Below are 23,475 nucleotides of genomic sequence, written 5' to 3' on the forward strand. Positions count from 1 at the left end.
CGGCCTCATCGAGTCTGCCCGCAGCCCGGTAGGCGCTGGCGAGGTTGTTGCGCGAGGTCAGGGTGTGGGGGTGGTCGGGCCCCAGCACGCGCTCACAATCGGCCAGGTTCCGCTCGAACAGGCCGATGGCATCATCGAGTCTGCCCGCGGACTCGTAGGCGCTGGCGAGGTTGTTGCGGAAGGTGAGGGTGTAGGGGTGGTCGGGGCCCAGGACACGCTCAGTGTCGGCCAAAGTCCGCTCGTACAGGGGGATGGCCTGGTCGAGTCTGCCCGCGGACTCGTAGGCGCTGGCGAGGCCGCCCCGCGAGATCAGGGTGTAGGGGTGATCGGGCCCCAGGACGCGCTCACAATCGGCCAGGGTCCGCTCGAACAGGCCGATGGCATCATCGAGTCCGCCCGCGGACCAGTAGGCTCTGGCGAGGCCGCCCCGCGAGATCAGGGTGTAGGGGTGGTCGGCCCCCAGGACGCGCTCACTGTCGTCCAGGGTCCGCTCGAACAGGCCGATGGCCTGGTCGAGTCTGCCCGCGGACAAGTGGGCGAGGGCGAGGCTGCCCCGCGAGGTGAGGGTGTGGGGGTGGTCGGCCCCTAGGACGCGCTCACTGTCGTCCAGGGTCCGCTCGAACAGGCCGATGGCATCATCGATTCTGCCCGCGGACAAGTGGGCGTCGGCGAGGCTGTCCCGCGAGGCCAGAGTGTCGGGGTGGTCGGGTCCCAGGACGCGCTCGCGGTCGGCCAGGTTCCGCTCGAACAGGCCGACGGCCTCATCGAGTCTGCCCGCGGACAAGTGGGCGTAGGCGAGGCCGACCCGCGAGGTGAGGGTGTCGGGGTGGTCGGGTCCCAGGATGCGCTCGCAATCGGCCAGGGTCCGCTCGTACAGGCCGATGGCCTGGTCGATTCTGCCCGCGGACAGGTAGGCGTCGGCGAGGTTGCCCCGCGCGGTCAGGGTGTGGGGGTGGTCGGGGCCCAGGGTCTCATCGAGGAGGTTCACGGCGTCGGACAGGGACAAGGCGGCCTGAGGGTCTCCGAGCTCCACCGCGTACCGCAGGGCGTGGGTGAGGGCACCCGCGGTGCGGGGGTGGGAGAACAGGCTCTTGGAGTGGTCCTGCCCGGCGACTGCGCGCAGCTGCTCCACCAGATCGAGGGCCTCGCGACGACGGCCGGCACTGTCCCGAACCGGGATGGCGGTGACGTTCACCGCCCCCAGGAGCCCGGCGGCCTCCTCCTCGACCCGCCCCCAGCCCGCAGGCTCGGCCTTCCACGCCTCCCGGATCGCCCGGCTCTGAAGCCCGTGGATCATCACTTTGGAGCGGTCCTTTGAGAGCCGGCAGACCGAAGACTCGATGAGCCCGCTCAGCGCCCCACGGGCGTCAGCGGACGCCCCATCCCCATCCCCTCCCAGCCAGCGCGCGGGGACGCCCGGGGCCGCGAGCACGGAGAGAACCCCGAGCTGAACGCGGGCGACCTCCCCCCGGCGGGGACTCCGGTCCTCGATCCGCTCGAGCGCGCTCTGGAAGGCCAGCCACAGGGCGACGCCCACGGCCTCGGAGTACTCATCCCCCTCCCGGCGCCGAACGCCCTCCTCCAGCGTTGTCCGCTCGAGCATGTCGAGGTAGGCCGTCAGAGTGTACCGGTCACGCCTCGCCGTCGCCGCGGCCTGCACGACCGCGACCGGAAGATCGCCCAGGGCCCCGGCGATGGCGTCCGCCGCCTCATAGTCGGCCCGGCCGGTGCGGTCGAGCAGCACGCCGATCGACTGCTCGCGCTTGAAGACCCCGACGGGCACGTGCACCCAGCCGGAGCCCTCCCAGTCCGCCCGCCGCGTCGTGGTCACCAGGACCCGCACACCCTCCCCGCGGGGAACGAGCCCCGCCAGGTCATCGGGGTTCTCGACATCGTCGAACACGATGAGACGATCCGACTCCTGCGCCGAGGTCAGCGCGGTCAGGCAGCGCCGCGCGATCGCCTCGCGGGAGGGGCCGTCCTCGACGTCGACGCCGAGCTCCCGCCCCAGCTCGACGAGACCGGAGAGGACCGCCTCACGCGACCCCGCGGGGACCCAGGCCACGAGCTCCCAGCCCTCCGCCTCGCAGCGGGCCGCCACGGCGGTGGCCAGCTGCGACTTTCCGCTGCCGCGCATGCCCGTGAGCACAATGCGCCCCAAAGCCCCGGCGAAGACCGCCTCGAACAGCCCCTTCTGCTCCAGCCTCCCGACGAACCCGGACACCTCCATGGGACGACTGCCCAACCGAATACGCGAGGGGCGTCGCGGCACGGGCCCGGGAAGTGTCTCTTTGATTTGAGAAATATTTTCGATGATGTATTTCTGGCCAATTTCAATATCTGCAACTATTTTCGAGAGTCCCTCGACGCCGTCGAGCAGCTGCCGGAGGGCCCCGATCTGGAAGTCCTTCGACCCCGGCGCCAGGCGCACGAACTCCCCGGTGACAGCCCGCACGAGCGCGTCGAAGAAGGGCTCGGCCGCCGCCTCCACATTCCGGCGACGCCTTTGAACCCGCCTGCGGATGACATCCCCGAAGTCATCGGGCTCCCGCACAGCGGCCACGACGACGTCGTCATCCTTCGCCAGCTCTTCGAGGAGGACCTCGACCTCGGTCACCGCGCTCCGCAGCAGGCCGGCGTCAACGTGCTGCTCCTCGCACCGGCGCCGAGCATCCGCGACCTCGGCCTCCAGGCGCGAGGCGATCCGCCCGCCGAAGGAGTCGACCGCCTTATCGCCCCGCCCCCTGAGAGCAGCGATATCGCGCCAACCCGTGCGCGCCGCCCCGATCACCGTCGCCACGCCGCCGGGTGACGGATCCAGGACCGCATCCGAGGCCTGCAGCAGGAACACGGCCAGACCGACACCGAGCCGGGCCAGGGAGAGAAAACCGACCATACCGGCAGCCTACAAGACCAGCCCACCGGCGAATGAGGAACGGCGGCGCCCCGCCGTCGGACTGGAGCACTCCGCGGCAGCCCAGCCCCCGACGGCACTCCCCCGCCCGACCGGCCGCATTCCCGGCGACGTCGAAATCGCCTCCCCCGCCACCGCAGCGCGCCCCCGCGCCCGGTTCAGGAGCCAGCCCCGGGGCGGCGGACGCGCCCGGAGTAGGCCGGGCCCTCCAGCTCGGTGCCCGCGGGCGCCGAGGCCGGCGAGGCCCCCTCCAGGTTCGTGCCGCGCAGCGTCGAGATCCGGCGCATGAGGTGGTAGACGACGACGGCCGCCGCCGACCCCAGGGCGATGCCGGTGAAGGTCATCTCGCCCCAGTGCCAGGTGTAGTCGGCGATGGCGACCACCATGGCCACGGCCGCGGTGTTGAGATTGACCGGGTCGGAGAAGTCCACGCGGTTCTGCACCCAGATGCGCACGCCGAGCATGCCGATCATGCCGTAGAGGATCGTGGCCGCCCCGCCGAGCACGCCGGCGGGGATGGTGGCGATGACCTGGCCGAACTTCGGCAGCATGGACAGGCCCAGCGCCGTGAGGGCGGCGACGACGTAGGCGGCCGTGGAGTAGACGCGGGTGGCGGCCATGACGCCGATGTTCTCGGCGTAGGTGGTGGTGCCCGAGCCGCCGCCCGCCCCGGCGAGCACGGTGGACAGCCCGTCGGCCAGCAGGGCGCGGCCGGTCACGTCGTCGAGGTCCTCCCCCGTCATGGCGGACACGGACTTGACGTGCCCGATGTTCTCGGCGACCAGCACGAGCACCACGGGGATGAACAGGCCCAGCAGGCCCGCGTCGAAGGCGGGCGCGCGGAAGGCCGGCGCCCCCACCCAGCCGGCGTGCGCGATCGCGGAGAAGTCGACCTCGCCGCGCACCACCGCGGTGGCGTAGCCGATGAGCACGCCGATGAGAATGGCCAGGCGCCCGATCATGCCCTTGAACAGGACGGTGATGAGCAGGATCGACACGATCGTCACCAGCGCGGTGGCGGGCGCGGACCTGACGTTGTTCCAGGCGCTGGGCGCCAGGTTGAAGCCGATGAGGGACACGATCGCCCCGGTGACGATCGGCGGCATGAGCCGGTCGATCCAGCCGGCCCCGGCCAGGTGCACGACGACGCCCACCAGGAGCAGGGCGGCCCCGGCCGACACCACCCCGCCCTGGGCCAGGGCGGCCCTGTGGGCGTCGATGGCGCCCCCGCCCCCGGCCACGTACCCGGTGACCGCGCCAATGGGGGCGATGAGCGCGAAGGAGCTCCCCAGGTAGCTGGGCAGGCGCCCGGCCGTGATCGCCAGGAACAGGAGGGTGCCGGCGCCGGTGAAGAACAGCGTCGTCGCCGGGTCGAAGCCCGTGAGCAGCGGGACCAGGAAGGTCGCGCCGAACATGGCGATGACGTGCTGGACGCCGATGCCGATGGTGCGCGGCCAGGTCAGGCGCTCGTCGGGGGCGACGACCTCGCCCGGGGCGATGGACCGGCCGTCGCCGTGAAGGCGCCAGCCGCGGAAGTCGGGTCGGCGGGAGGGGGAAGGCACGTGGGGGCTCCTGTCGCGTGGGAACGGGGCGGACGACGGCGCACGAGCGGTCGCGGCCGACGCCGAGGCGGCAGGGCCCGGCAGGGTCCTGCCGGGCGGCCAGTCTAGGCGCCCGCGCCCTCCTCCCCGGGGACGATGCCCTTCACGACACGCGCACGCATAATGGCGTGCGTGAGCACGACGCCGCCGCCCGCGCGCCCGCCCTTCCCGGGCACCGAGCAGATCGACCCCGCCGAGGTCTTCTCCGGGCCCGGCTACCAGGCGCCGCGCACGCGCACCGACCCGGCCGCCGTCGCCGCGCTCATCCTCGGCCTGCTCTTCTTCATCCCCGGCGCCGGAGCCATTGCGGCGATCCTGGGCCTGTGGGCGCTGCGGCGTCTGCGCGGGTCCTACGACGCCGGGCTCACGCAGGCCTGGTTCGGCGTCGTCGTCGGCGGCGCCGCGACCGCGGCCTGGCTGTGGATCTGGTGCCTCATCACCCTGCCCGGGTGAGGCCCGCGGGTCCGCCGGCCCGCGAGGGCCGCGGCCTCCCGCTGCGCGGGCGATCGCGCCCGCGCGGATCACCATCTCACGCGCCGGCGCCCGCACCCCCGATGCCCGGGCGACCGGGCCGAGCAGATCGCTAACGCGCCCTATAAGGTGAGCCCCGTGAAACCCTTTATCATGATATCCACGCGTCCGGAGATCGAGGCGGCGGAGCAGGAGTACGAGTCCTTCCTCCTTCAAGGCGGCCTGGAGCGCGACCAGCTCCAGCACATCCGGCTCGAGGAGGTCGACTTCCTCGACGCCTTCACGGCCGGCGACGTCTCCGGCGTCTTCATAGGCGGCAGCCCCTACGACCTGTCGACCCCCGAGCCCACCAAGACCCGCACGCAGCTGCATGTGGAGGAGCAGGTGCGCGAGCTCCTGGCCGTCGCCCTCAAGGAGGGCGTGCCGCTGCTCGCCACCGGTTTCGGCCTGGAGGTGCTCGCCGGGTACCTCGGCACGGCGACGTCGGCCCGCTTCGCCGAGGCGCTGGGCGCCACCGAGGTGTTCCTGACCGCGCAGGGCCGCGAGGACCCGCTGCTGAAGGGCATGCCCCAGACCTTCACCGCCTTCGTCGGCCACCACGAGGGCGCCGTCGACGTCCCGGCGCACGCGACGCTGCTGGCCAGCTCGGCCGACTGCCCCGTGCAGATGGTCCGGGTGGGCCGCAGCGTCTACGGCACGCAGTTCAACCCCGAGCTCGACGTCGAGCGCTTCCTCCAGCGCGTCTCCATCTACTCCGACGCCGGTTACGGCGATCCGGGCATGATCGACGACATCCTCATCGGCGCCCGCACCAGCACCAACGAGCATCAGGCGGGCCGCATCATCCGGCGCTTCGTGGAGCACTTCCGCAGCGAGTAGAGGCGGGACCAGTCGGAGCCGAATCGACCGGCCGGACCGATGCACGGCGGCGGCCCCGGTGGTGTAGACCGGATGTCATGAGCACCGTGAGCAGCGCCGTCGCCGCCCTGGCCGAGGTCATGGCGGGGCGCCGGACCCTGGCCGTGACCGGAGCCGGCATATCCACCGACTCCGGCATCCCCGACTACCGCGGCGTGGGCACGACGCCGATCGAACCGGTCGACTTCCAGCAGTTCACCGCCGACCCGGTGTGGTACCGCTGGGTGTGGGCCCGCAACCAGGCGACCTGGCGCCTGCTGGAGGGGCTCTCCCCGACCCCCGGCCACCTGGCCCTGGCGCGCCTGGAGGAGGCGGGCCTGCTCAGCGGGGTCGCCACCCAGAACGTCGACCGGCTCCATTCGCGGGCGGGTCAGGCCACCGTCTGGGAGCTGCACGGCGCCTACGACCGCGTCGTGTGCCTGACCTGCGGGCGCATGGTGGGACGGGCAGAGATCGACGCGCGGCTCGAGGCCGCCAACCCCGGCTTCCCGCGCGAGAGCGACCCCGCCCGCATCGCCATCACCCCCGAGGCCGACCGGGCCGCCGCCGAGGCCTGCGACTTCCGGGCCGTGACCTGCGAGGCCTGCGACGGGCTGCTCAAGCCGGACATCGTCTTCTTCGGCGAGTCGCTGCCGCCCGCCATGGACGCGGCGATGCGGGCGGCGGGCGAGTGCGACGCGGTCCTCGTGGCGGGCACGAGCCTGGCGGTTCTCACCGGGCTGTGGATCGTGCGCCAGGCGATGGCCCACGGCGCCGAGGTCCTGGTCATCAACCGGGGGCCGACGGCGGTCGACGAGTTGGCGGACGTGCGCGTCGGGGGCGGGACGAGCGAGGTCCTGTCCGCGCTCGCCGGGGAGCTCCTGGAGAAGGAGTAGGCCGCGCGACGGGGAGCAGGCCGCGCGCAGGAGCCCGGCGCTCCCGCGGGCCGGGGCGTCGGCGGGGCGGAAAAAGGTGGCCGGCGCGTAACTTTCAGGGGTGCGGCGGCTCCTGCGCGACCGGGGAATGGCGTCATTGCGCCACTTCGTGACAGGAGGGGTGCGGGGCCGAAGGTGAAAGATATGCGCCGGCCACCTTTTTGAGCCGCCGGGCCGCCCGCACACCGGTCCGCCCGCGCCCGCAGTCGATCCCGGCGCCCGTTCGACTGATGTCAGCGGGCGTGAACGGCCACGAAATTGCGCAGGACCGCCCAGGACGGGCTCACGTCCTGGGTCAGCGCCCAGGCCCGGAGCCGCTCCAGCTCCTCGGTGGCGAAATAGCCGTGCCCGACGTAGAAGCCCAGTCGGTGCCCCAGGGCCGCGCCGTCGAGCTCGGGATGGAATTGGGTGGCGTAGAGATTGGTGCGCACGCGCAGCATCTGCACCGGGCAGCTCCGGCTCGTGGCCAGGACGACGGCGCGGGCCGGGGCGGCGCTGATCGCCTCCTTGTGCGCGACGAAGGAGTGGAAGGGGCTCGTCATCCCGGCGCACACGGGATCGGCCCGCCCGGCGTCGGTCAGGGCGATCTCCGGGGCGCTGACCGGCTCGGCGTAGCGGGTGTCGATGACCGCGCCCTGGTGGCGCCCGAGCGTGCCCACCCCGTAGCAGGCGCCCAGGAAGGGGAAGTCGGCCTCCACCAGGCGGTCGAGCAGGACGTCGAGCTCGGCCTCGACGCGGCGCTGGACCTGCGACTTGGCGTCCTGGGGCGTGGTGGTGTTGAAGGGGGAGCCGCCCACCATGATCCCCGACCAGTCCTCGAGCCGGATCTCGGGCAGGGGCTCGGCCTCGAGGCGGTGACGGACGAGCTCGCGCTCGGGCAGGCCGGTGCGGGTGAGGAAGGCCTCGTACTCGGCGTCGGCGGGGCCGTCGTCGGCGCGGGTGGCCAGGAGCAGGAAGGGTTTCACGCCCGCGAGCCTAGTCGGAGCGGACGGGCGGCGGGGCATCCGGCCGCTCGGCGCACCGACGTCGGAGCACCGCCGCGGCCTCAGTGCAGGGCCTCCAGGAGGGACTCGACGGCGGCCCGGACGATATGGGTCTGGGGCCGACGGGCGCGCCCGGACCCGCCGGCGGGATCGGCGGGCGCGCCGGGACCCGCCTGCCCGGGCGCCTCAGCGGCGCGGCGGCCGCTGTGCCGCCCGGAGCCGGCCCTGGCGCTCACGCGGTCGACGACGGCCAGGCCCGCCACGCGCACGCCCCGGGCGGCCATGGCCATGGCCTCGGCGACGGAGTCGGTGACGACGACGTCGGCCCCCAGCTCGGCCAGGAGGAGGGCCTCGGCGGGTGTGGGCAGCACCGGCCCGGGGATGAGGGCGGCGATGCCGGCCCCGGTCACGCCGTCGACCGTGGTGAGGCGCTCGGCGAAGGCGGTGTCCCAGGCGGCCTCGACGGTCCGCACGGCCGGGAAGAGGGGGGCGCCGGTGAGGCTGAGGTGGTCGCGCACTGCCAGGACGTCGCCGGGAACCAGCGCCCCCAGGCTGGAGGCGCGGGTGGCGAGGAGGGCGGCCCGCACCCGGGCCCCGGCGGCGATGCGCGCGAAGGCGGTGGTGCGGGCGGCGGACCTGCCCTCGAAAAGGCTGGTGCGGCCGCGGGCGATGAGAACGCCCAGACCGTCCTTCTCGTAGGTGACCAGCGCGTCCTCCTGGCCGACGCCGCCCGGGGCGCGCACGCCGGGCAGGAAGGACAGGCGCACCCGGGAGGCGGGCCGGCCCCAGGCCTCGTCGAGCTCGGTGAGGAGGGCCGGTTCGGCGATGACGAGGAGGTCGTGGCGGACGCGGCCGGTGGCGAGCAGCAGCGAGACGCCCTGGGGGTCCTCGTCCCAGGTGCTGGACTGTGCGGCCACGGCGCCTCCTCCTGCTCGGTCGGTTCGGTTGGCTCGAAGGGTACCCGTCCGGGCGGGAATGTCATTCCCCCGCCGGGAGGAGACGGCGCGGGGCCGGCCCCGACGAATTCGCCGGGGCGGCGATCACAGGGCGCGGTCGTAATAGATCTTGCCGCCGATCAGGGCCATCGCCATGAGGACTTCCACGCCCACGAGGACCGCGACGCCGTCCGCTCCCAGCAGTGCGGCCGCGGTGCCCGCGATCGCCGAGATCAGGCCGATGACGCCCGTGAGGCTCCAGGAGCGCAGCCACACCATCTTGTCCCTCTCGTCGTCCCTGCCCAGGATCTCGCGGGAGAAGACCGAGTCGCGCCCGCGCAGATCGAGCACGACGAGAACCAGGAAGACCGCGGTCGTCGCGCCGAGCCCCACGGCGAAACCGCCCAGATAGCTGCGGAGGTGGGAGCCGGCCGGAGCCAGCAGGCAGCCGGCGCCGGAGGCCGCGGCGAGGACGGCGCACAGGATCAGGTAGGCGAGTCCGCGCCGACGCGGCGCCCACCGGGAGTGCTCAGGCATGGAAGATCTCCTCGACGGTGGAATCGAAGTAGCGGGCGATGGCGATCGCTAAAGGCAGGGAGGGATCGTATTTGCCCTTCTCAATGGAGTTGACGCTCTGCCGGGAGACGCCGAGCTCCTGACCGAGTTGTGCCTGCGTGAGCCCCTTGGCCTCGCGCAGGGCGCGCACGTCGTTGTCCATTGAGGTCTCCTTCACCGTCGGGTCCGATCGTAGCGAAAGGTGGGCGCGAGAAGGACGGCGCCCGCTACCAGGAGAACAGCCGCGATGACGGTGTGCCATCCGCCCAGGAGCGGAGCGAACTCCCCGACGGCGGCGAGCTGGGACAGGAAGAGGAGGCCGAACCCCTGGGCGCGGCGGCGGCGAACGCTTCTCGGAAGGTCGCGGACGCACATCTCAGGCGCCCGTCCCGGCGGCGGCGCCGGCGGGCGAGACGGCCCGCCTCCAGTGAGCCCCGATCGCGCGCCCGGCGATCGCGCCCATGAACAGCAGCGTGGACACCACGACGCCGATGAGCAGGCCGTCGACGATGAAGGGCGGGCGGATCTGGACCATCATCATCGTCGGGTAGACGATTCCGAACCAGACGGCCGAGGAGATGAGGCTCATGAGCACATGACTGTTGAGGGGCCGGGTCCGGCGGGCCCGGTAGACGGCGCCCGCGATGCGGGCGATGAGGCCGACGACGACGAGACTCACCCCCATGCCGATCATGAGATCGCGCCCGCCGGCCGAGATCGGGGGGTGTCCGATGAGGACGGCGGATTCGAGGGCGGCGCCGGAGACGACGAGCAGGGGGGACACGGTGCGGATGACGGTGTTCATGACGGGTTCCGTTTCGATGTGGTGGGTGGATGGGCGGTGGATGAGTGGACGGGCGGAAAGACGGTGAACGGCGGGCGGACAGGTGACGGCCGGGGCCGGGGCGGTCGGGGCGCGGCGGTCGGGGTCTTCCCCTTCCGCTGCGGCACCGGGCCGGACCCCGTCGGGCCTGTCAGGCTTGCTTGACATGTCTAGTGTGCTTGACGCGAGCGCTCGTGTCAAGCATCCTTTGCAACCAATTCTCTTCGGCATGATGGGGCCGTGGACTCCACCGCCCCCGACCCGATCGCACGGCTCCTCGCCTCGCCGCCGGACCTGCCCGTCGTCGTCGGCCTGCCCCGGCTGCGCACACTGCTCGCCGGCGCCGGGGCGGGCGCCGCGGGGCCCGCCGCATCCGCCGCGGGTCCCGCGCCCGCCGCGAGGTCCGACCCGGCCGCGTCCGGCGCGTCCGGCGCCTCCCCCGCGCCCGTCCCGGCCAGCACGGGGCCCGCCCCGGCCGTCGTCGTCACCGCACCGCCCGGCACCGGCAAGACCACGCTGGTCCCACCGCTCGTCGCCGACGTCGTCGCCCGCCTCCCGCCCGACGGCGCCGGCCGGTCTCGCCGCGTCGTCGTCACCCAGCCGCGGCGCGTGGCCGCCCGGGCCGCCGCCCGCCGCCTCGCGGCGCTCCTGGGCGAACCGGTGGGGCGCACCGTCGGATACGCCGTGCGGGGCGAGCGCGTCGTCGGCCGCGACACCCGCATCGAGATCGTCACCGCCGGCCTCCTCCTGCGCCGCCTCCAGGACGACCCCGAGCTGAGCGGCGCGGCCGCCGTCGTCCTCGACGAGGTCCACGAGCGCTCCCTCGACTCCGACCTCCTCATGGCCCTCCTCCTCGACGCCCGCGGCGCCCTGCGCGAGGACCTGCGGCTGGTCGCCATGTCCGCGACCGCCGACCTGACCCGCCTGCCCGACATCCTCGGCGCCCCCGGCTCCCCCGCCCCGGTCCTCGACGTCCCCAGCCCCCTCCATCCGATCGCCGAGCACTGGGCGCCGCCGCCGTCCGCCGTCGCGCGCCTGGGGCCGCACGGGGTGCCGCGCGAATTCCTCGCCCACGTCGCCGCCACCGCCGAGCGGGCCCTGGACGAGCGGCCCGGGGACGCCCTCGTCTTCCTGCCCGGGGCGCGCGAGGTCGACGACGTCGTCGCCCGCCTGCGCCGCGCGCTGCCCGAGTCCGTCGACGTCCTGCCGCTGCACGGGCGCCTGCCCGCCGCCGCCCAGGACGCCGCCCTGGCGCCCTCCGCCCCGGGCCGGCGCCGGGTGGTCGTGTCCACGAACGTCGCCGAGTCCTCCCTGACCGTGTCCGGGGTGCGGATCGTCGTCGACTCCACGCTGACCCGCCGGCCGCGCCTGGACGTGGCCCGGGCGATGAGCGGCCTGGTCACCGTGGGCGTCTCGCGCTCGGCAGGGATCCAGCGGGCGGGGCGCGCCGGGCGCGAGGGGCCCGGCGCCGTCCACCGCTGCTGCACGCCCGTGGACTGGGCGCGCTCCCCGCAGGCGCCGAGCCCGGAGATCGCCTCGGCGGACCTGACCCGCGCCGCCCTGGAGCTGGCCGTGTGGGGCGCGCCCGACGGCGCCGGCCTGAGCTGGATCGAGCCGCCCCCCGAGGCCGCGATGCGGGTCGCCCGCCGGACGCTGGCCGGGCTCGGGCTCGTGGAGGACGGGGAGGACGGGGCGGTCACGGCCCTGGGGCGGGCGGTGGCGGCCCTGCCCGCGGAGGTCCGCGAGGCTCGGGCGCTGCTGGCCGCCGCGCGGAGGATCGGGATCCGCCGGGCCGCCGAGGCCGCCGCCCTGCTGACCGCGGACCTGCGGGCGCCCGCGGCCGACCTGACCGCGCTGGCGCGCCGGGTGCGCGAGGGCGGGGCGGTCGGCCGGACCTGGCGGGCGGAGGCGAAACGGCTGGAGGCGGCGGCCTCCCGGGCGGACTCGGCGGCGGTGGCGGCGGTGGCGGCACCGCCCGCGCCGACGTCGGCGGCACCGTCGACAGCACCGGCACCATCGTCGTCGACGTCGGCAGGGCTGTCAGCACCGGCCGTATCGCCGGCAACGGCATCACCTCCGGGCCCGGCGGGCGACGGGTCCGACGGGTACGACGGGAGGGTCGCGGGACTGGCGCAGACCGTCGGAGTGGTGAGCGCCCTGGCCCGCCCGGAGTGGATCGCCCTGCGCCGCGGCCCCGCCCCCATGCCGGGCCGGTCGGCGAGCTACGCGACGGTCGGCGGCACGGGGGTGCAGCTGCCGCCCGACTCGCCGCTGGCGTCCAGCCCGTGGCTCGCCGTCGCCGACGTCGACCTGGCCCCGGGGCGGGGCGACGCCCTCATCCGGGCCGCCGCGCCGATCGACGAGGAACTCGCGCTGGACGTCGCCGCCCCCTGGCTGGTGCAGGAGGAGCGCACCGGCTGGGTCGGCGGGCGCCTGCGCTCCGAGCGGGTGCGGCGCCTCGGGGCGATCGAGCTGGCCGTCGCGCCCGCCGGTACGCCGTCGCCCGCGGCGGTGGCCGACGCCGTCGTCGCCGCCTGCCGGGAGCAGGGGCCGGGGATCCTGCCGTGGGAGGGCGGGGCGGCCGGACTGCGGGCGCGCCTGGCGCTGCTGCACCGCGAGCTCGGCGAGCCCTGGCCGGCGATGGACGACGACTCGCTGCTGGCGCGCGCCGGGGACTGGCTCGCCCCGGCCGTGGAGCAGTTGGCGGCCCGGTCGCGGCGCTTCGATCTGGGGGCCCTGGATTTGACGACGGCGCTGCGGGCGCTTCTGCCCTGGCCGCAGGCCGCACGGCTCGACGAGCTGGTGCCGGAGCGGATCGAGGTGCCCTCGGGCTCGCGCGTGCGGGTGGAGTACGGCGCCTGCGGTGAGCGTCCGGTTCTGGCGGTGCGGGTGCAGGAGTGCTTCGGCTGGGAGGAGACGCCGCGGGTGGTGGACGGGCGCGTGCCGGTGCTCCTGCACCTGCTGTCCCCGGCGCGCCGACCGGTGGCGGTCACCGACGATCTGCGCTCCTTCTGGGCCGGGCCCTACCAGCAGGTGCGCCGCGAGATGCGCGGGCGCTACCCCAAGCACGCCTGGCCGGAGGATCCGCGGCGCCCCGGGCGCCCCGAGGGGTCGTCGTCCGCCCGGCGTGGCCCCCGCCCCTCCGTCTGAGGCCCGCCCCTCGGGGGAGTCGTCCGGGCGCTGCTTGACGCCTGCGCCGGCGTCAAGCGGCGACCCCGCCCACCCCGGGGAGTCGTTCCCGCGCCCACGAAGTGACGAAAACCGCGACCGGCGACCCCGCCCCCCGGGGGGAGTCGATTCGGTGATGTCACCTCAGATCGCATTGTGCGAGGTGGGATGGCGAGAATCGAGCGCAGGCGGATTCCGTCGCGCTGGGCTCGCACGGCGCGAGCCGGGGTGGATTCCGTCGCGCTGAGCTCGCATTACGCAAGCCCGCCCCGGCCCGCGCTGGACCCGACCCCGGAATTTCGTTGAGCGGACATGGAATTACGCAAGCCGGCCCCGGATCCTCCCCGGCCCTGGAACCTCACTGGGGCCGGGTCTCGCCAGCCGGGTCCGCACCGGCCCGGAGCCGGGGGCGTGCTCCGGACCGTGGGTTCGTCGTCGTCCTCATCACCGGGCCCGTGCGGGTCCTCGTCCCGGTGCCGGTACTCTCGTTCGCGTCGGTCTTGCATGCGGGGGCCGGGTGCGCCCCGGCCCGCGGGCGCCGGCGGGAGAGTCTCCGGGCCAGATCCCGGCGGGAGTCCGGACACCGCCTCGCCCCTCGTCCGCGCCGCCGCACCGGAGCTGCCGGGGAAGCGGCCCCGCGAGAGCCAGCGGGGGTGCCACCTGGACCCGCGACGACCCCAGGGGGTGCGGACCCGGTCGGTGCGGGTCGAGCCCGGGGCGGCCGTAGCTGGCGCGGACCGAGCCCAGGGAGAGTGCGGGCCCGGGAAGGTTGTTCAGCAGGCTCATGGCGGTGCTCTCCTGTTCGGACAACTTGCGTTCCGCTGGACCACGGCGGTCCGACCGTCGTTCTCGAGTGCGAAGTGCACGTCTCGGCGTCCGGGGCGCAGCGGTGTCGGGCGCCGTGGTCCGCGAGATCGCCGGGTAACCCGCGAGAACGTCACTTGACTCGCGAGATCGTCACTTAACCCGCGAGAACGTCTGCTAGAGGTACGTTCTCGCGGGTTAAGTGACGTGCTCGTGAACTGGCCGCGTCACGGCATGCGAGACGCCGTCCCACCATGCGGGATGACCGGCGGGGGCGCCGGAACCGCCCCCGATGCCGCCCGGGCCGCCCCCGGCACCCGACCCGCCGATCCCGCCGCGCCCGACCTCACCCCGACGCGCCCGGAGGCGACCCGAGCGGGCCGTCACGGCCGGCCCCCGTGCCCCAACGCCCTCAACGACCCCTCGCATCACACCCGGGAGACGCACTCGGACGCCTTCGCAACAGCCCTTCTGACGAGGAGGACCCGCCCGAGCAGACCGTCACCACGACCTTCACACCCCACGCCTTCAAAACCACCCCTGAACAACCTTTCGGGTCGGCTTGCGTAATGCGAGCTCAGCGCGACGGAATCCACCCCGGCTCGCGCCGTGCGAGCCCAGCGCGACGGAATCCGCCTGCGCTCGATTCTCGCCATCCCACCTCGCACAATGCGATCTGAGGTGACATCACCGAATCGACTCCCCCCGGGGGGCGGGGTCGCCGGTCGCGGTTTTCGTCACTTCGTGGGCGCGGGAACGACTCCCCGGGGTGGGCGGGGTCGCCGCTTGACGCCGGCGCAGGCGTCAAGCAGCGCCCGGACGACTCCCCCGAGGGGCGGGCCTCAGACGGAGGGGCGGGGCTCACACCGGGCGACACCGCTCGACTCCCCCGGGGCGGGCCTCAGACGGAGGGACGGGGGCCACACCGAGCGGCGCGCCGGGGCCGGGCCGCATTCCCGACTCCCCGTCCGAGGACGGCGCGGCCTGCACGACCGCGGAGGACAGAAGCACCCGCTGAAAGGCCGAACAAGCGCGGCCTGCACGACCGCGGAGGACACGGCCGCGAGCGACGAGGCCCGGCGCCGCGACTTTCCGCCGCGGCACCGGACCCCTCCCGTCATGGCGGTAGCGCTGGGATTCGAACCCAGGGTGGCTATGAACCACACAGACTTTCGAGATCTGCACCTTCGGCCGCTCGGACACGCTACCTCAGGCGTTGAGGGTACACGGCGTCGCGCCCGCCGCCCAATCCCGGACGACTGCGAGGTCGCTCACGAAGGCGGGCCTGGCGCCGTTGCGGCCTCGACCCCGCCCCCGAGGCCCTGCCCGATCTCCTCCTCGGTGAGACGGCGGATGACCTTGGCGGGCACCCCGCCGACGATCGTGAACTCGGGCACGTCCCGGGTGACGACGGCGCCCGCGGCCACGACCGCGCCGTCGCCGATCCTCACCCCGGCGAGCACCGTGACGTTCGCGCCGATCCAGACCCTCCGCCCGATGCGGATGGGGGCGGGGACGACGCGGCCCCGCCGGGCCACCGACAGCTCGTGGTTGAGGGTCGCCAGGACCACGTTGTGCCCGATGAGGCTGCCCGCGCCGATCCAGATGCCGCCCTGGTCCTGGAACCGGCAGCCGGAGTTGATGAAGACGTTCTCGGCCAGGTGGATATTGCGCCCGAAGTCGGATGTGAAGGGCGGGAAGATCCTGAATCCCGACGGCGCGGGCTCGCCGGTGATCCGGCCGAAGAGCTCGGCGCGCTCCCGCGGCGCGAGGTACTCGCCGTTGAGCCTGGCGGTCAGGCGGCGGGTGCGCTCGCCGATCTCGACCATGAAGGCGTGGACCTCGGAATCGTCTGGCAGCGCCTCGCCCCGGGCAACGAGCTCGCGGAATTCCTCCAGGGTCGTCATGACCCGACCCTATCAGCGCCCCGCCGCCTCAGCATCCCCGCTCCCCCGCCGCTCGAGGGGCCCGGCGGTCGGGGCGGGCCCGGCGGTCGGGGCGGACCGGGCGGGCCCGGCAGGCTGAGCGGTCGGGGCGGTCCGGGCGGATCCGCCGCCCCGCTGCCGCTCGAAGAACCCGGCCAGCAGCGCCCGCGACTCCTCGGCCCGCACCCCGGCCACCACCTCGACCCGGTGGTTGGCGCGCGGATCGCGCAGGACGTCGCGCACGCTCCCGCACGCCCCGGTCCTCGGCTCCCACGCCGCCAGCACCACCCGCGCCAGACGCGCCAGTTGGATCGCCCCGGCGCACATGGTGCAGGGCTCGAGGGTGACCACCAGCGCGCAGCCGTCCAGGTGCGAGTCGCCCAGCGCCGCCCCGGCGGCCCGCAGCGCGAGGATCTCCGCGTGCGCCGTCGGATCGCACTGCGCCTCTCGGGCGTTGGCAGCCTCCGCGACCACCCCGCCGTCGGGCCCCAGGACGACGGCGCCCACCGGCACCTCGCCGCGCTCGGCGGCCCGGCGCGCCAGCTCCAGGGCGCGCCCCATCGCCGCCCCGTAGCGATCCTCGACCATGCTCACGGCCACAGCCTGGCACGCCGGCCGGAACCCTTCCGGAAATATGCCCCACCTCACACCGACCGCGGGGAAGACCGGTGACCGCGTACGCTCGAACAACCGCATTTCCGCTTGAATCCGCCACTTCCAGTTGCGCTCTCCCCCGTGATCCTGAGAGGCTCCCAGGAGCACCCCTGATGCAGGATGAAGGAAGCAGGACATCGTGACGCACGACCCCACGACTCCCTCGACGGGCACGGCCGACGCCGACGCCACTATCGCCACCGCCGGCGCAGCCACCACTGGCACCATCAAAGCCGCCGCAGCCGATGCCGGCGCCGTAGCCGCCGTCGACGCCGCCGCCACCACCGGCGCCGCCGCCGTCGACGCCGCAGCCGATGCCGGCGCCGTCGGCGCTGCGCGAGACCCCGCCGCGAAGAAGGGCCACCCCATCAACTGGGGGGTGTTCAGCGCCTCCGCCGTCATCATCGCCATAGTCGCCGCCGGGGCCTTCATATCGCCGTCGACCGTGCAGGACGCCTTCGGCGCCGCCGTGACCTGGGCCGGCAAGTGGTTCGGCTCCTTCTACATCATCCTCATCACGGCCGCGCTCGTCTTCGTCGTCCTGGTCGCCGTGACCAGGTACGGGCTCGTCAAGCTCGGCCCGGACAACTCCACCCCGGACTTCTCCACCTTCTCCTGGGCCGCCATGCTCTTCGCGGCCGGCATCGGCACCGGCATCATGTTCTTCGCCATCGCCGAGCCCGTCGCCCAGTACGTGCACCCGCCCATCGGCGAGGGCGGAACCGTCGAGGCCGCCCGCCACGCCGTCGTGCTGGCCATCTTCCACTACGGGATCTCCGGCTGGGGCGTCTACGCCGTCATGGGCATGGCCATGGCCTACTTCGCCTACCGGCGCCGCGACGCGCTGGCGGTGCGCTCCACGCTGCGCCCGCTGCTGGGCCGCCGGGTGGACGGCTGGATCGGCGACGTCGTCGACACCGCGGCGCTCGTGGGCGGCGTGTTCGGCATCGCGGCCTCGCTGGGGGTCGGCGTCGTCCAGCTCAACGTGGCCCTCGACATCCTCTTCGGCATCCCCCAGGGCACCGGCGCGCAGATCGGCCTCATCGCGCTGAGCGTCATCATGGCGACGATCTCGGCGACCACCGGCGTGGACCGGGGCGTGCGCATGCTGTCCAACATCAACGTGGTCCTCGCCATCGGGCTGGCCCTGTGGGTCCTCATCACCGGCAACACGGCCTTCCTGATGGACTCGCTGGTCGGCAGCGTCGGCGACTTCATGGTCCAGTTCCCGCAGCTGACCCTGGAGACCTACGCCTACAACCGGCCCGAGGCCTGGCTCAACGACTGGACGCTGTTCTTCTGGGCGTGGTGGGTCACCTGGGGCGCCTTCGTGGGCATGTTCCTGGCCCGCATCTCCCGCGGGCGCACCATCCGCGAGTTCATCCTCGGGGCCCTCATCCTGCCCTTCTCCTACGTGGTCATGTGGGTGGCGATCTTCGGCAACAACGCCCTGGACCTCATCCGCTCGGGCAACCAGGAGTTCGCCGAGGCCACCATCGCCAAGCCCGAGCAGGGCCTGTACCTCATGCTCGACGCCGCCGGCGGCAGGCCCGTCATCGCGCTCGCCCTGTTCGTCGGCATCCTCTTCTACGTCACGAGCGCCGACTCCGGGGCGCTGGTCATGTCGAGCCTGTCCAGCCGGATCAAGGGCGAGCGGGAGGACGCCGCCCCCTGGCTGCGGATCTTCTGGGCCACCCTGACCGGCGTGCTCACCGTGGCCATGCTCGTGGCCGGGGGCATCACCATCCTCCAGCAGGCGACCCTGGTCATGGCGCTGCCCTTCAGCTTCATCCTCGTGATCATCATGGCCTGCCTGCTCAAGGCCCTGCGCCAGGAGGCGACCTTCAACCTGGCCCGCTCGCGGGCCTACCGCAACCGCCAGGTCGGCTTCACCGGCACCGCGGCGGGGCTGCGCCACGTTTCCTGGCGCGACCGCCTGTCCCACACCTTCGACCATGTCAGCCCCGAGCAGGCCCGGCGGGCGCTGGACCGGCGCATCGTGCCGGCCCTGGAGGCGGTGGCCGCCGAGCTGGGCAAGGAGAACCTGGAGGCGCAGGTCCACATCGAGGGCGCGGAGGCCGTCGACCCCGACGACGAGCGCAACTACCTGGGCCGCGTCACCCTCCTGGTGACCGACCCGCACAGCGAGGCGCGCGAGGGCGAGGTCGAGCCCGAGGTCCTCGAACGGGCCGACGGGCGGCGGGTCTTCCGCTACGTGGTGCGCATGGTCGAGGCCCCGGCGCCCTCCTACGGCAGCGGCATGAACGAGGCCGACGACGTCACGGTGCGCCTGGAGGTGCGCCTGCGCGGGGGCGGGGTGGGCTACGACATCATGGACTGGTCCGCCGACCAGGTCGCCCATGACGTCCTCGACCACTACGAGCGCTGGCTGGAGTACCTGGGCACGAGCGGTGCCGCCCTCGCCTGACCCGCCCCTTTCACCGAAACCGGCGGAAAAGACACGCGAAACCGGCGGAAAACGCACATCCTGTGGATAACTCGGGTGTCCTGGGCCGCCCCCGGGTGCCGCGTCCTCCTCGACTCCGTGAGCGCGCGGGTTTCCAGTCGAACGCGCAGCCGGGAGGCGCGCGTTCGACTGGAAACCCGCGCGCTCACGAAAAACGGGACCGGACCACCCCGACGCGGCCGGCCACGGCGCCCCTTCAGTCCCGCGCCCGCAGGGTCTGCCCGACGCCCTGCCCGCCGCGCGCACGGGAGGAGGCGACGACGGCCAGGCAGGTGGTGACCAGGGTCAGGTTCGCGACCACGTTGAGCTCCGCCCACGGCGCGCGGATGAGAGCATCGGAGATGCTCAGACCGGCCGCGCCCGCCAGCAGCGGGCTCGCCGCCGCGAGAGCGAGAAGACCGAGAAGAGTCGCGGTGAACGCGTGAAGAACCCCCTCGAGGACCTGCGCCGCGAGTACGCCGCCCTCGCGGGCCCCGGCGGCGCGCAGCAGGGCGGCGTCACGACGCCGGCGCCCGGCGCTCATGGCGATGACGGCGACCCCGCCGCTCCAGGCCACGACGAGGGCGAGCCCGAACATGGACAGGAACCCCCTGGTGGACACCGAGGCGAGGCCGAGCGACCTGCCGCTGAAGAGGACGGCGACCAGCCCGATCGCCACGAGGAAGGGCAGCACGGTGGCCGAGGAGCGGTGCGACTCCAGGGCGGCGGTCCGCGCGGCCACCTGCCACGCGGTACCGGGGACGGGCAGGGCCGCCAGCGCCCTTTGCAGCCGGGGGACGAGCCAGGGCGCGAGCAGGCACATGAGGACGACGGCGCCCAGGGAGCCGAGGGCGGCGGCGTCAGCGGCGGCGTCGCTGCCGACGCCCGCGGTCCGGGTGGTCAGCCAGGCGGAGACGAGGCCCGCGCCGAGCCCGCCCACCGCGGCCAGGCGCAGGAGAAGCCCGAGGACGCGGGCGAGATCCCAGCGTCGTTCCTCGTCACCGCGTCCGCGCAGGAGCGCGACCTCGGGGGCGCGGGAGGCGCGCCGGGCGGCTCCCCACCCGCCGATCACGACCGAGCCGGCGACGATGAGCGCGGACCACAGCAGGTCGACGGGAACCCACTGCGGCGCGGTGCCGGGCGCGGTGACGCGCTCCTCGATGAGCAGGGGGATCATGAGGCGGGCGACGACGGCGCCGACCGCGGTGCCGGCCAGTGCGCCGAAGGCGCCGATGGCGACCAGCTGCCCCAGGACGACGGCGCGCAGCGTCCCGGGCCGCATGCCCAGGGCCCGCCACAGGCCGTGGTCGCGTTCGCGCTCGGTGACGGCGAGCGCACTGGTGGAGGTCAGCACGGTCGCGGCGGCGAACACGACGGAGACGATGATGAAGGCGGAGACGACGGAGGCGGCCTCGATCAGGTTCGCGTCGCCGACGGCGCGGGCGGAGGCGAGGGAGCCGCGCATGACCATGAACTGGCCGGACACGCAGGCCCCGGTGACGACGGCGACGGCGACGGTCCACGTCCAGGTGCCGGCGTGGCGGCGCAGGTCGGCCAGGAGGAGGCGGGTCATCGGACGGTCTCCTCCGATCGAGCCGACCGGTTCGGCGGGTCCTGGCGCTTCTGCGGACTCTGCGAGCCCCGCGGACCCCGCCAATTCTGCGGATCCCGCCACTCCGCCCGGGCCCGGCCCCCGGCGCGGGCGGCCAGGACGGCCCGGGAGACCGCGTCGGGGTCGCCGCCGGGCAGGGCGGCGACGATCCGGCCGGCGTCCATGACCAGGACGCTTCGGGCGCGCGCGGCCGCTGCGGCGTCGTGCGTGACCATGAGGACCGTGGTCCCATTCCGGCGCAGCTGGGCGAGCCAGTCGAGGACGTCGGCGCCGGCGGCGACGTCGAGGGCGGCGGTGGGCTCGTCGGCGAAGACGACGTCGGGCCGGGAGGCGAGCACGCGGGCGATGGCGACCCGCTGGCGCTCGCCGCCGCTGAGCTGGTGGGGCAGGTGGCGGGCCTGCGCGCTCAGCCCCACGCGCTCCAGGGCGGCGTCGACGTCGCCCCGGCTCAGGGGCCTGCGCCGCAGGCGGCCGGGCAGGGCGACGTTGTCGCGGGCGGACAGGGCGGTGACGAGGTTGTCCTCCTGGAAGACGAAGCCGATGTGGTCGGCCCGGAAGCCAGCGGCGTCGCGCGGGCGCAGGGCGGTGGTCTCGACGTCGAGGATCCGCACGGAGCCGCCTGTGGGGCGGTCGAGCCCGGCGACGCACTGGAGGAGGGTGGACTTGCCGCACCCGGAGGCGCCGACGAGCGCGGTGAAGGAGGCGCGCGGCAGGGCGAGGTCGACGCCGTCCAGGGCTCTGACCCCGTCGCCGCGACGGCGGCCGGGGACGGGGTAGGTGCGGGTGAGTCCGGAGACGACGACGGCCGGGGCGCCCGTCGGAGCATCAGTCTGAGCATCCGTCGGGGCGTTCGCTGGAGCATTCATGGCTCAAGGGAACCTCCGGCGCCCGGCCCGGTCACTGGCGCCCGGACCCGTTCCGCATCCTCGCGGTGGAGCCCGGTCCACCCCGGGCGGGTGCCGGGACCAGTGCCCAGGAGCACGCCGGTGCGTAGCGTCGCCCCCATGACGCCGCACATCGCCGAGCCGTGCACCGCCGAGCCGACCGCCGCCGAGACCGCTGGCCCCGCCGCTGACCGGGCCGCAGCGGCCATCGCCGGACCGCGCGCCGTCAACCCGCACCTGCGCCGCACCATCCTCATCGTCGGCGAGATCGTGCGCGCCGCCGCGTGGATGCCGCTGGTCATCGCGCTCATCCCCCTGACCCTGGCCTTCCACCTCACGGTGCCGGCGATCGCCCAGGCCGAGCGGGCCGTCGCCCGGGCCGCGGGCGCGACGGCGCCCTCGGGATGGCGCCGGGCGCGGCGCAGCGGCGAGGGCGCGGGACGGTGGCTGGCCTCCCGCGTGACCACACCGGCGTTCTGGCGTCAGGACCTGCCCCTGTGCCTGGGCGCCCTCCTGCTGACGACGGTCGGCTTCTTCCTCGCCTTCCTCGGGGGAGCCCTCGCCTTCGTCCTGATCGCGCTGCCCGTCGTCGCCGATCCCGAGCGGCCGGTGCAGATCTTCCTGGGCCACCTGCACGTGGTCGGCACGAGCGCGGGGGACGTCTGGTGGACGGCTCCGATCGGCGTCGCCGTCCTGGGGCTCGCCCTGACCCTGCTGCTCGGACTGGGAATCCTGCGCACGCGCATAGTCGAGGCCCTGTCCGGGGACCGGGAGGCGGAACGGGTCGAAGCGCTGACGGCGCAGGTCGGCCGCCTGTCGGCGGGGCGCGCCACGCTCGTCGACGCCTTCGACGCCGAGCGCACCCGCATCGAGCGGGACCTGCACGACGGCGCCCAGCGGGAACTCGTCGCCCTGACCATGGCCCTGGGCGTCACCCGCCTGCACGCGCAGTCGCTGGACGAGCGGGGGCGGACCGGCGAGCTGCGCGGCAGCCTCCTGGCCGACATCGACGCCGTGCAGGACCGCGCCGAGGAGGCGCTGCGATCGCTGCGCGAAACGGTGCGCGGCATCCGCCCGGCCGTCCTGACCGAGCGGGGCCTGGCCGCCGCGCTGCGCGATCTGGCGGGGCGCTCCCCGCTGCCGACGACGGTCGCGATCCGCGGCTCCGACGCCGACCTGGGGACGATCTCCTCGCCGGTGGCCACGACCGTCTACTTCGCCGTCGCCGAGGCCCTGACCAATGCCGCCAAGCACGCGGGGCCCGGCGCGCGCGCCGCGGTGGAGCTGACCTGCACGGCGGAGGGCCTGAGCGTCGTCGTCGCCGACGACGGGTGCGGCGGGGCGGACGCGCGGGCATCCGGCTCGACGGGCCTGCGCGGCATGGCGCAGCGGGTGGAGTCCGTGGGCGGGGCGCTCGCGGTCGTCTCCCCGGCCGGGGGCGGGACGAGGCTGACGATCAGCGCGCCCCTGACGCCGCCGTGGGCGACGGACGAGGGTGGGGCCGACGGGGCGGGCGGCGCGGGCGGGGCCGGGCTGGCGGCCGGGCGCGCGCCGATCCGATCCGGGGACTGGCAGTGGTAGCCCGCGGCGAGGTCTGGTGGATCGACTTCGGCGAGCCCGTCGGCTCGGAACCCGCCCACCTGCGCCCGGCCCTGATCGTCTCCTCCGACCGCTTCAACCGGTCCCGCATCGCCACCGTCATCGTATCCGCGATCACCGGCGACCTGCCCGCTCACCTCCTGGCCCGGGTCAACGACGGCCTGAGGCTGGTTCTGAGTCTTTGAGGCCGGGCCGGGAGCCGGAGCCCCTCGCGAGTCCGCCCGCCCGGCCGGGCCGAGCCGGAGCCTCTCGGCCCGGGTTCGCACCGG

17 protein-coding genes, 1 tRNA gene and 1 pseudogene are annotated in these 23,475 nt (G+C 74.2%); 7 read left to right on the plus strand and 12 right to left on the minus strand.

Going from position 1 to position 23,475, the window contains the following annotated elements; genetic code table 11:
- Positions 1-2,896: tetratricopeptide repeat protein (locus tag G446_RS16930; RefSeq protein ID WP_034469855.1), on the minus strand; the 2,896-nt coding region annotated here is incomplete at its 3' end.
- Positions 2,897-3,072: 176 nt separating this feature from the next.
- The gene (locus G446_RS16935) at positions 3,073-4,476 is read right to left on the minus strand and encodes a uracil-xanthine permease family protein (RefSeq protein ID WP_034469857.1); all 1,404 of its coding nucleotides are present in this window, start codon (positions 4,474-4,476) and stop codon (positions 3,073-3,075) included.
- Positions 4,477-4,638: 162 nt separating this feature from the next.
- Here G446_RS16935 and G446_RS0108605 point away from each other — a divergent pair, with 162 nt between their 5' ends.
- The 3 genes from G446_RS0108605 to G446_RS0108615 all read left to right on the plus strand — a co-directional run bounded on the left by G446_RS0108605 (position 4,639) and on the right by G446_RS0108615 (position 6,779).
- The gene (locus G446_RS0108605) at positions 4,639-4,968 is read left to right on the plus strand and encodes a DUF4190 domain-containing protein (protein ID WP_051285824.1); all 330 of its coding nucleotides are present in this window, start codon (positions 4,639-4,641) and stop codon (positions 4,966-4,968) included.
- A gap of 156 nt (positions 4,969-5,124) precedes the next feature.
- The gene (locus G446_RS0108610) at positions 5,125-5,865 is read left to right on the plus strand and encodes a glutamine amidotransferase-related protein (RefSeq protein WP_026409846.1); all 741 of its coding nucleotides are present in this window, start codon (positions 5,125-5,127) and stop codon (positions 5,863-5,865) included.
- A 77-nt stretch (positions 5,866-5,942) separates the two neighbouring features.
- Positions 5,943-6,779 (plus strand): Sir2 family NAD-dependent protein deacetylase, encoded by an 837-nt coding sequence (locus tag G446_RS0108615; protein ID WP_026409847.1) that lies wholly within the window; start codon positions 5,943-5,945, stop codon positions 6,777-6,779.
- 272 nt (positions 6,780-7,051) lie between these two features.
- Here the strand turns inward: G446_RS0108615 and G446_RS0108620 are convergent, their stop codons facing one another.
- The 5 genes from G446_RS0108620 to G446_RS0108645 all read right to left on the minus strand — a co-directional run bounded on the left by G446_RS0108620 (position 7,052) and on the right by G446_RS0108645 (position 10,096).
- Positions 7,052-7,783, minus strand: a complete 732-nt coding sequence (locus G446_RS0108620; protein ID WP_026409848.1) for a glutamine amidotransferase — start codon at positions 7,781-7,783, stop codon at positions 7,052-7,054.
- Between the two features lie 80 nt (positions 7,784-7,863).
- Complete coding sequence (locus tag G446_RS0108625; RefSeq protein WP_026409849.1) at positions 7,864-8,718, minus strand: nucleoside phosphorylase-I family protein; 855 nt, start codon at positions 8,716-8,718, stop codon at positions 7,864-7,866.
- A 123-nt stretch (positions 8,719-8,841) separates the two neighbouring features.
- Positions 8,842-9,273 carry a hypothetical protein gene (locus G446_RS18775; protein ID WP_051285826.1) on the minus strand — a complete coding sequence of 144 codons (432 nt, stop codon included), beginning with the start codon at positions 9,271-9,273 and terminating at the stop codon, positions 8,842-8,844.
- Positions 9,266-9,454 carry a helix-turn-helix transcriptional regulator gene (locus G446_RS0108635; RefSeq protein WP_026409850.1) on the minus strand — a complete coding sequence of 63 codons (189 nt, stop codon included), beginning with the start codon at positions 9,452-9,454 and terminating at the stop codon, positions 9,266-9,268. The genes G446_RS18775 and G446_RS0108635 overlap by 8 nt, the downstream gene beginning before the upstream one ends.
- Before the next feature lie 213 nt (positions 9,455-9,667).
- Positions 9,668-10,096 carry a hypothetical protein gene (locus G446_RS0108645; RefSeq protein WP_026409852.1) on the minus strand — a complete coding sequence of 143 codons (429 nt, stop codon included), beginning with the start codon at positions 10,094-10,096 and terminating at the stop codon, positions 9,668-9,670.
- Positions 10,097-10,354: 258 nt separating this feature from the next.
- On the opposite strand from G446_RS0108645, the gene G446_RS16945 reads away from it, so the two are divergent.
- Entirely contained in the window at positions 10,355-13,264 is a 2,910-nt protein-coding gene (locus G446_RS16945; RefSeq protein WP_245574650.1) for an ATP-dependent RNA helicase, read from the plus strand.
- A 1,942-nt stretch (positions 13,265-15,206) separates the two neighbouring features.
- Here the strand turns inward: G446_RS16945 and G446_RS19965 are convergent.
- The 3 genes and pseudogenes from G446_RS19965 to G446_RS21000 all read right to left on the minus strand — a co-directional run.
- Positions 15,207-15,295: transfer RNA gene (locus G446_RS19965), tRNA-Ser, on the minus strand.
- A 62-nt stretch (positions 15,296-15,357) separates the two neighbouring features.
- Positions 15,358-15,993 (minus strand): DapH/DapD/GlmU-related protein, encoded by a 636-nt coding sequence (locus G446_RS16950; RefSeq protein ID WP_051285828.1) that lies wholly within the window; start codon positions 15,991-15,993, stop codon positions 15,358-15,360.
- A gap of 150 nt (positions 15,994-16,143) precedes the next feature.
- Positions 16,144-16,599: pseudogene (locus tag G446_RS21000) on the minus strand (nucleoside deaminase); the annotation flags it as partial.
- Between the two features lie 445 nt (positions 16,600-17,044).
- Here G446_RS21000 and betT point away from each other — a divergent pair.
- Entirely contained in the window at positions 17,045-19,093 is a 2,049-nt protein-coding gene (gene betT, locus G446_RS0108665; RefSeq protein ID WP_245574653.1) for a choline BCCT transporter BetT, read from the plus strand.
- Positions 19,094-19,328: 235 nt separating this feature from the next.
- Here the strand turns inward: betT and G446_RS0108670 are convergent, their stop codons facing one another.
- Together G446_RS0108670 and G446_RS16960 are read right to left on the minus strand one after the other, a co-directional pair.
- Positions 19,329-20,684 carry an ABC transporter permease gene (locus G446_RS0108670; protein ID WP_026409854.1) on the minus strand — a complete coding sequence of 452 codons (1,356 nt, stop codon included), beginning with the start codon at positions 20,682-20,684 and terminating at the stop codon, positions 19,329-19,331.
- On the minus strand, positions 20,681-21,589 hold the full coding sequence (locus G446_RS16960; protein WP_084779106.1) for an ABC transporter ATP-binding protein: 909 nt from the start codon (positions 21,587-21,589) through the stop codon (positions 20,681-20,683). The genes G446_RS0108670 and G446_RS16960 overlap by 4 nt, the downstream gene beginning before the upstream one ends.
- 138 nt (positions 21,590-21,727) lie before the next feature.
- Here G446_RS16960 and G446_RS16965 point away from each other — a divergent pair, with 138 nt between their 5' ends.
- Together G446_RS16965 and G446_RS16970 are read left to right on the plus strand one after the other, a co-directional pair.
- Positions 21,728-23,188 (plus strand): sensor histidine kinase, encoded by a 1,461-nt coding sequence (locus G446_RS16965; protein ID WP_084779107.1) that lies wholly within the window; start codon positions 21,728-21,730, stop codon positions 23,186-23,188.
- The gene (locus tag G446_RS16970) at positions 23,182-23,391 is read left to right on the plus strand and encodes a type II toxin-antitoxin system PemK/MazF family toxin (RefSeq protein ID WP_051285830.1); all 210 of its coding nucleotides are present in this window, start codon (positions 23,182-23,184) and stop codon (positions 23,389-23,391) included. The genes G446_RS16965 and G446_RS16970 overlap by 7 nt, the downstream gene beginning before the upstream one ends.
- The last annotated feature ends 84 nt before the right edge of the window (positions 23,392-23,475 follow it).

Source organism: Actinomyces dentalis DSM 19115 (genome assembly GCF_000429225.1).
Taxonomy (GTDB): domain Bacteria; phylum Actinomycetota; class Actinomycetes; order Actinomycetales; family Actinomycetaceae; genus Actinomyces; species Actinomyces dentalis.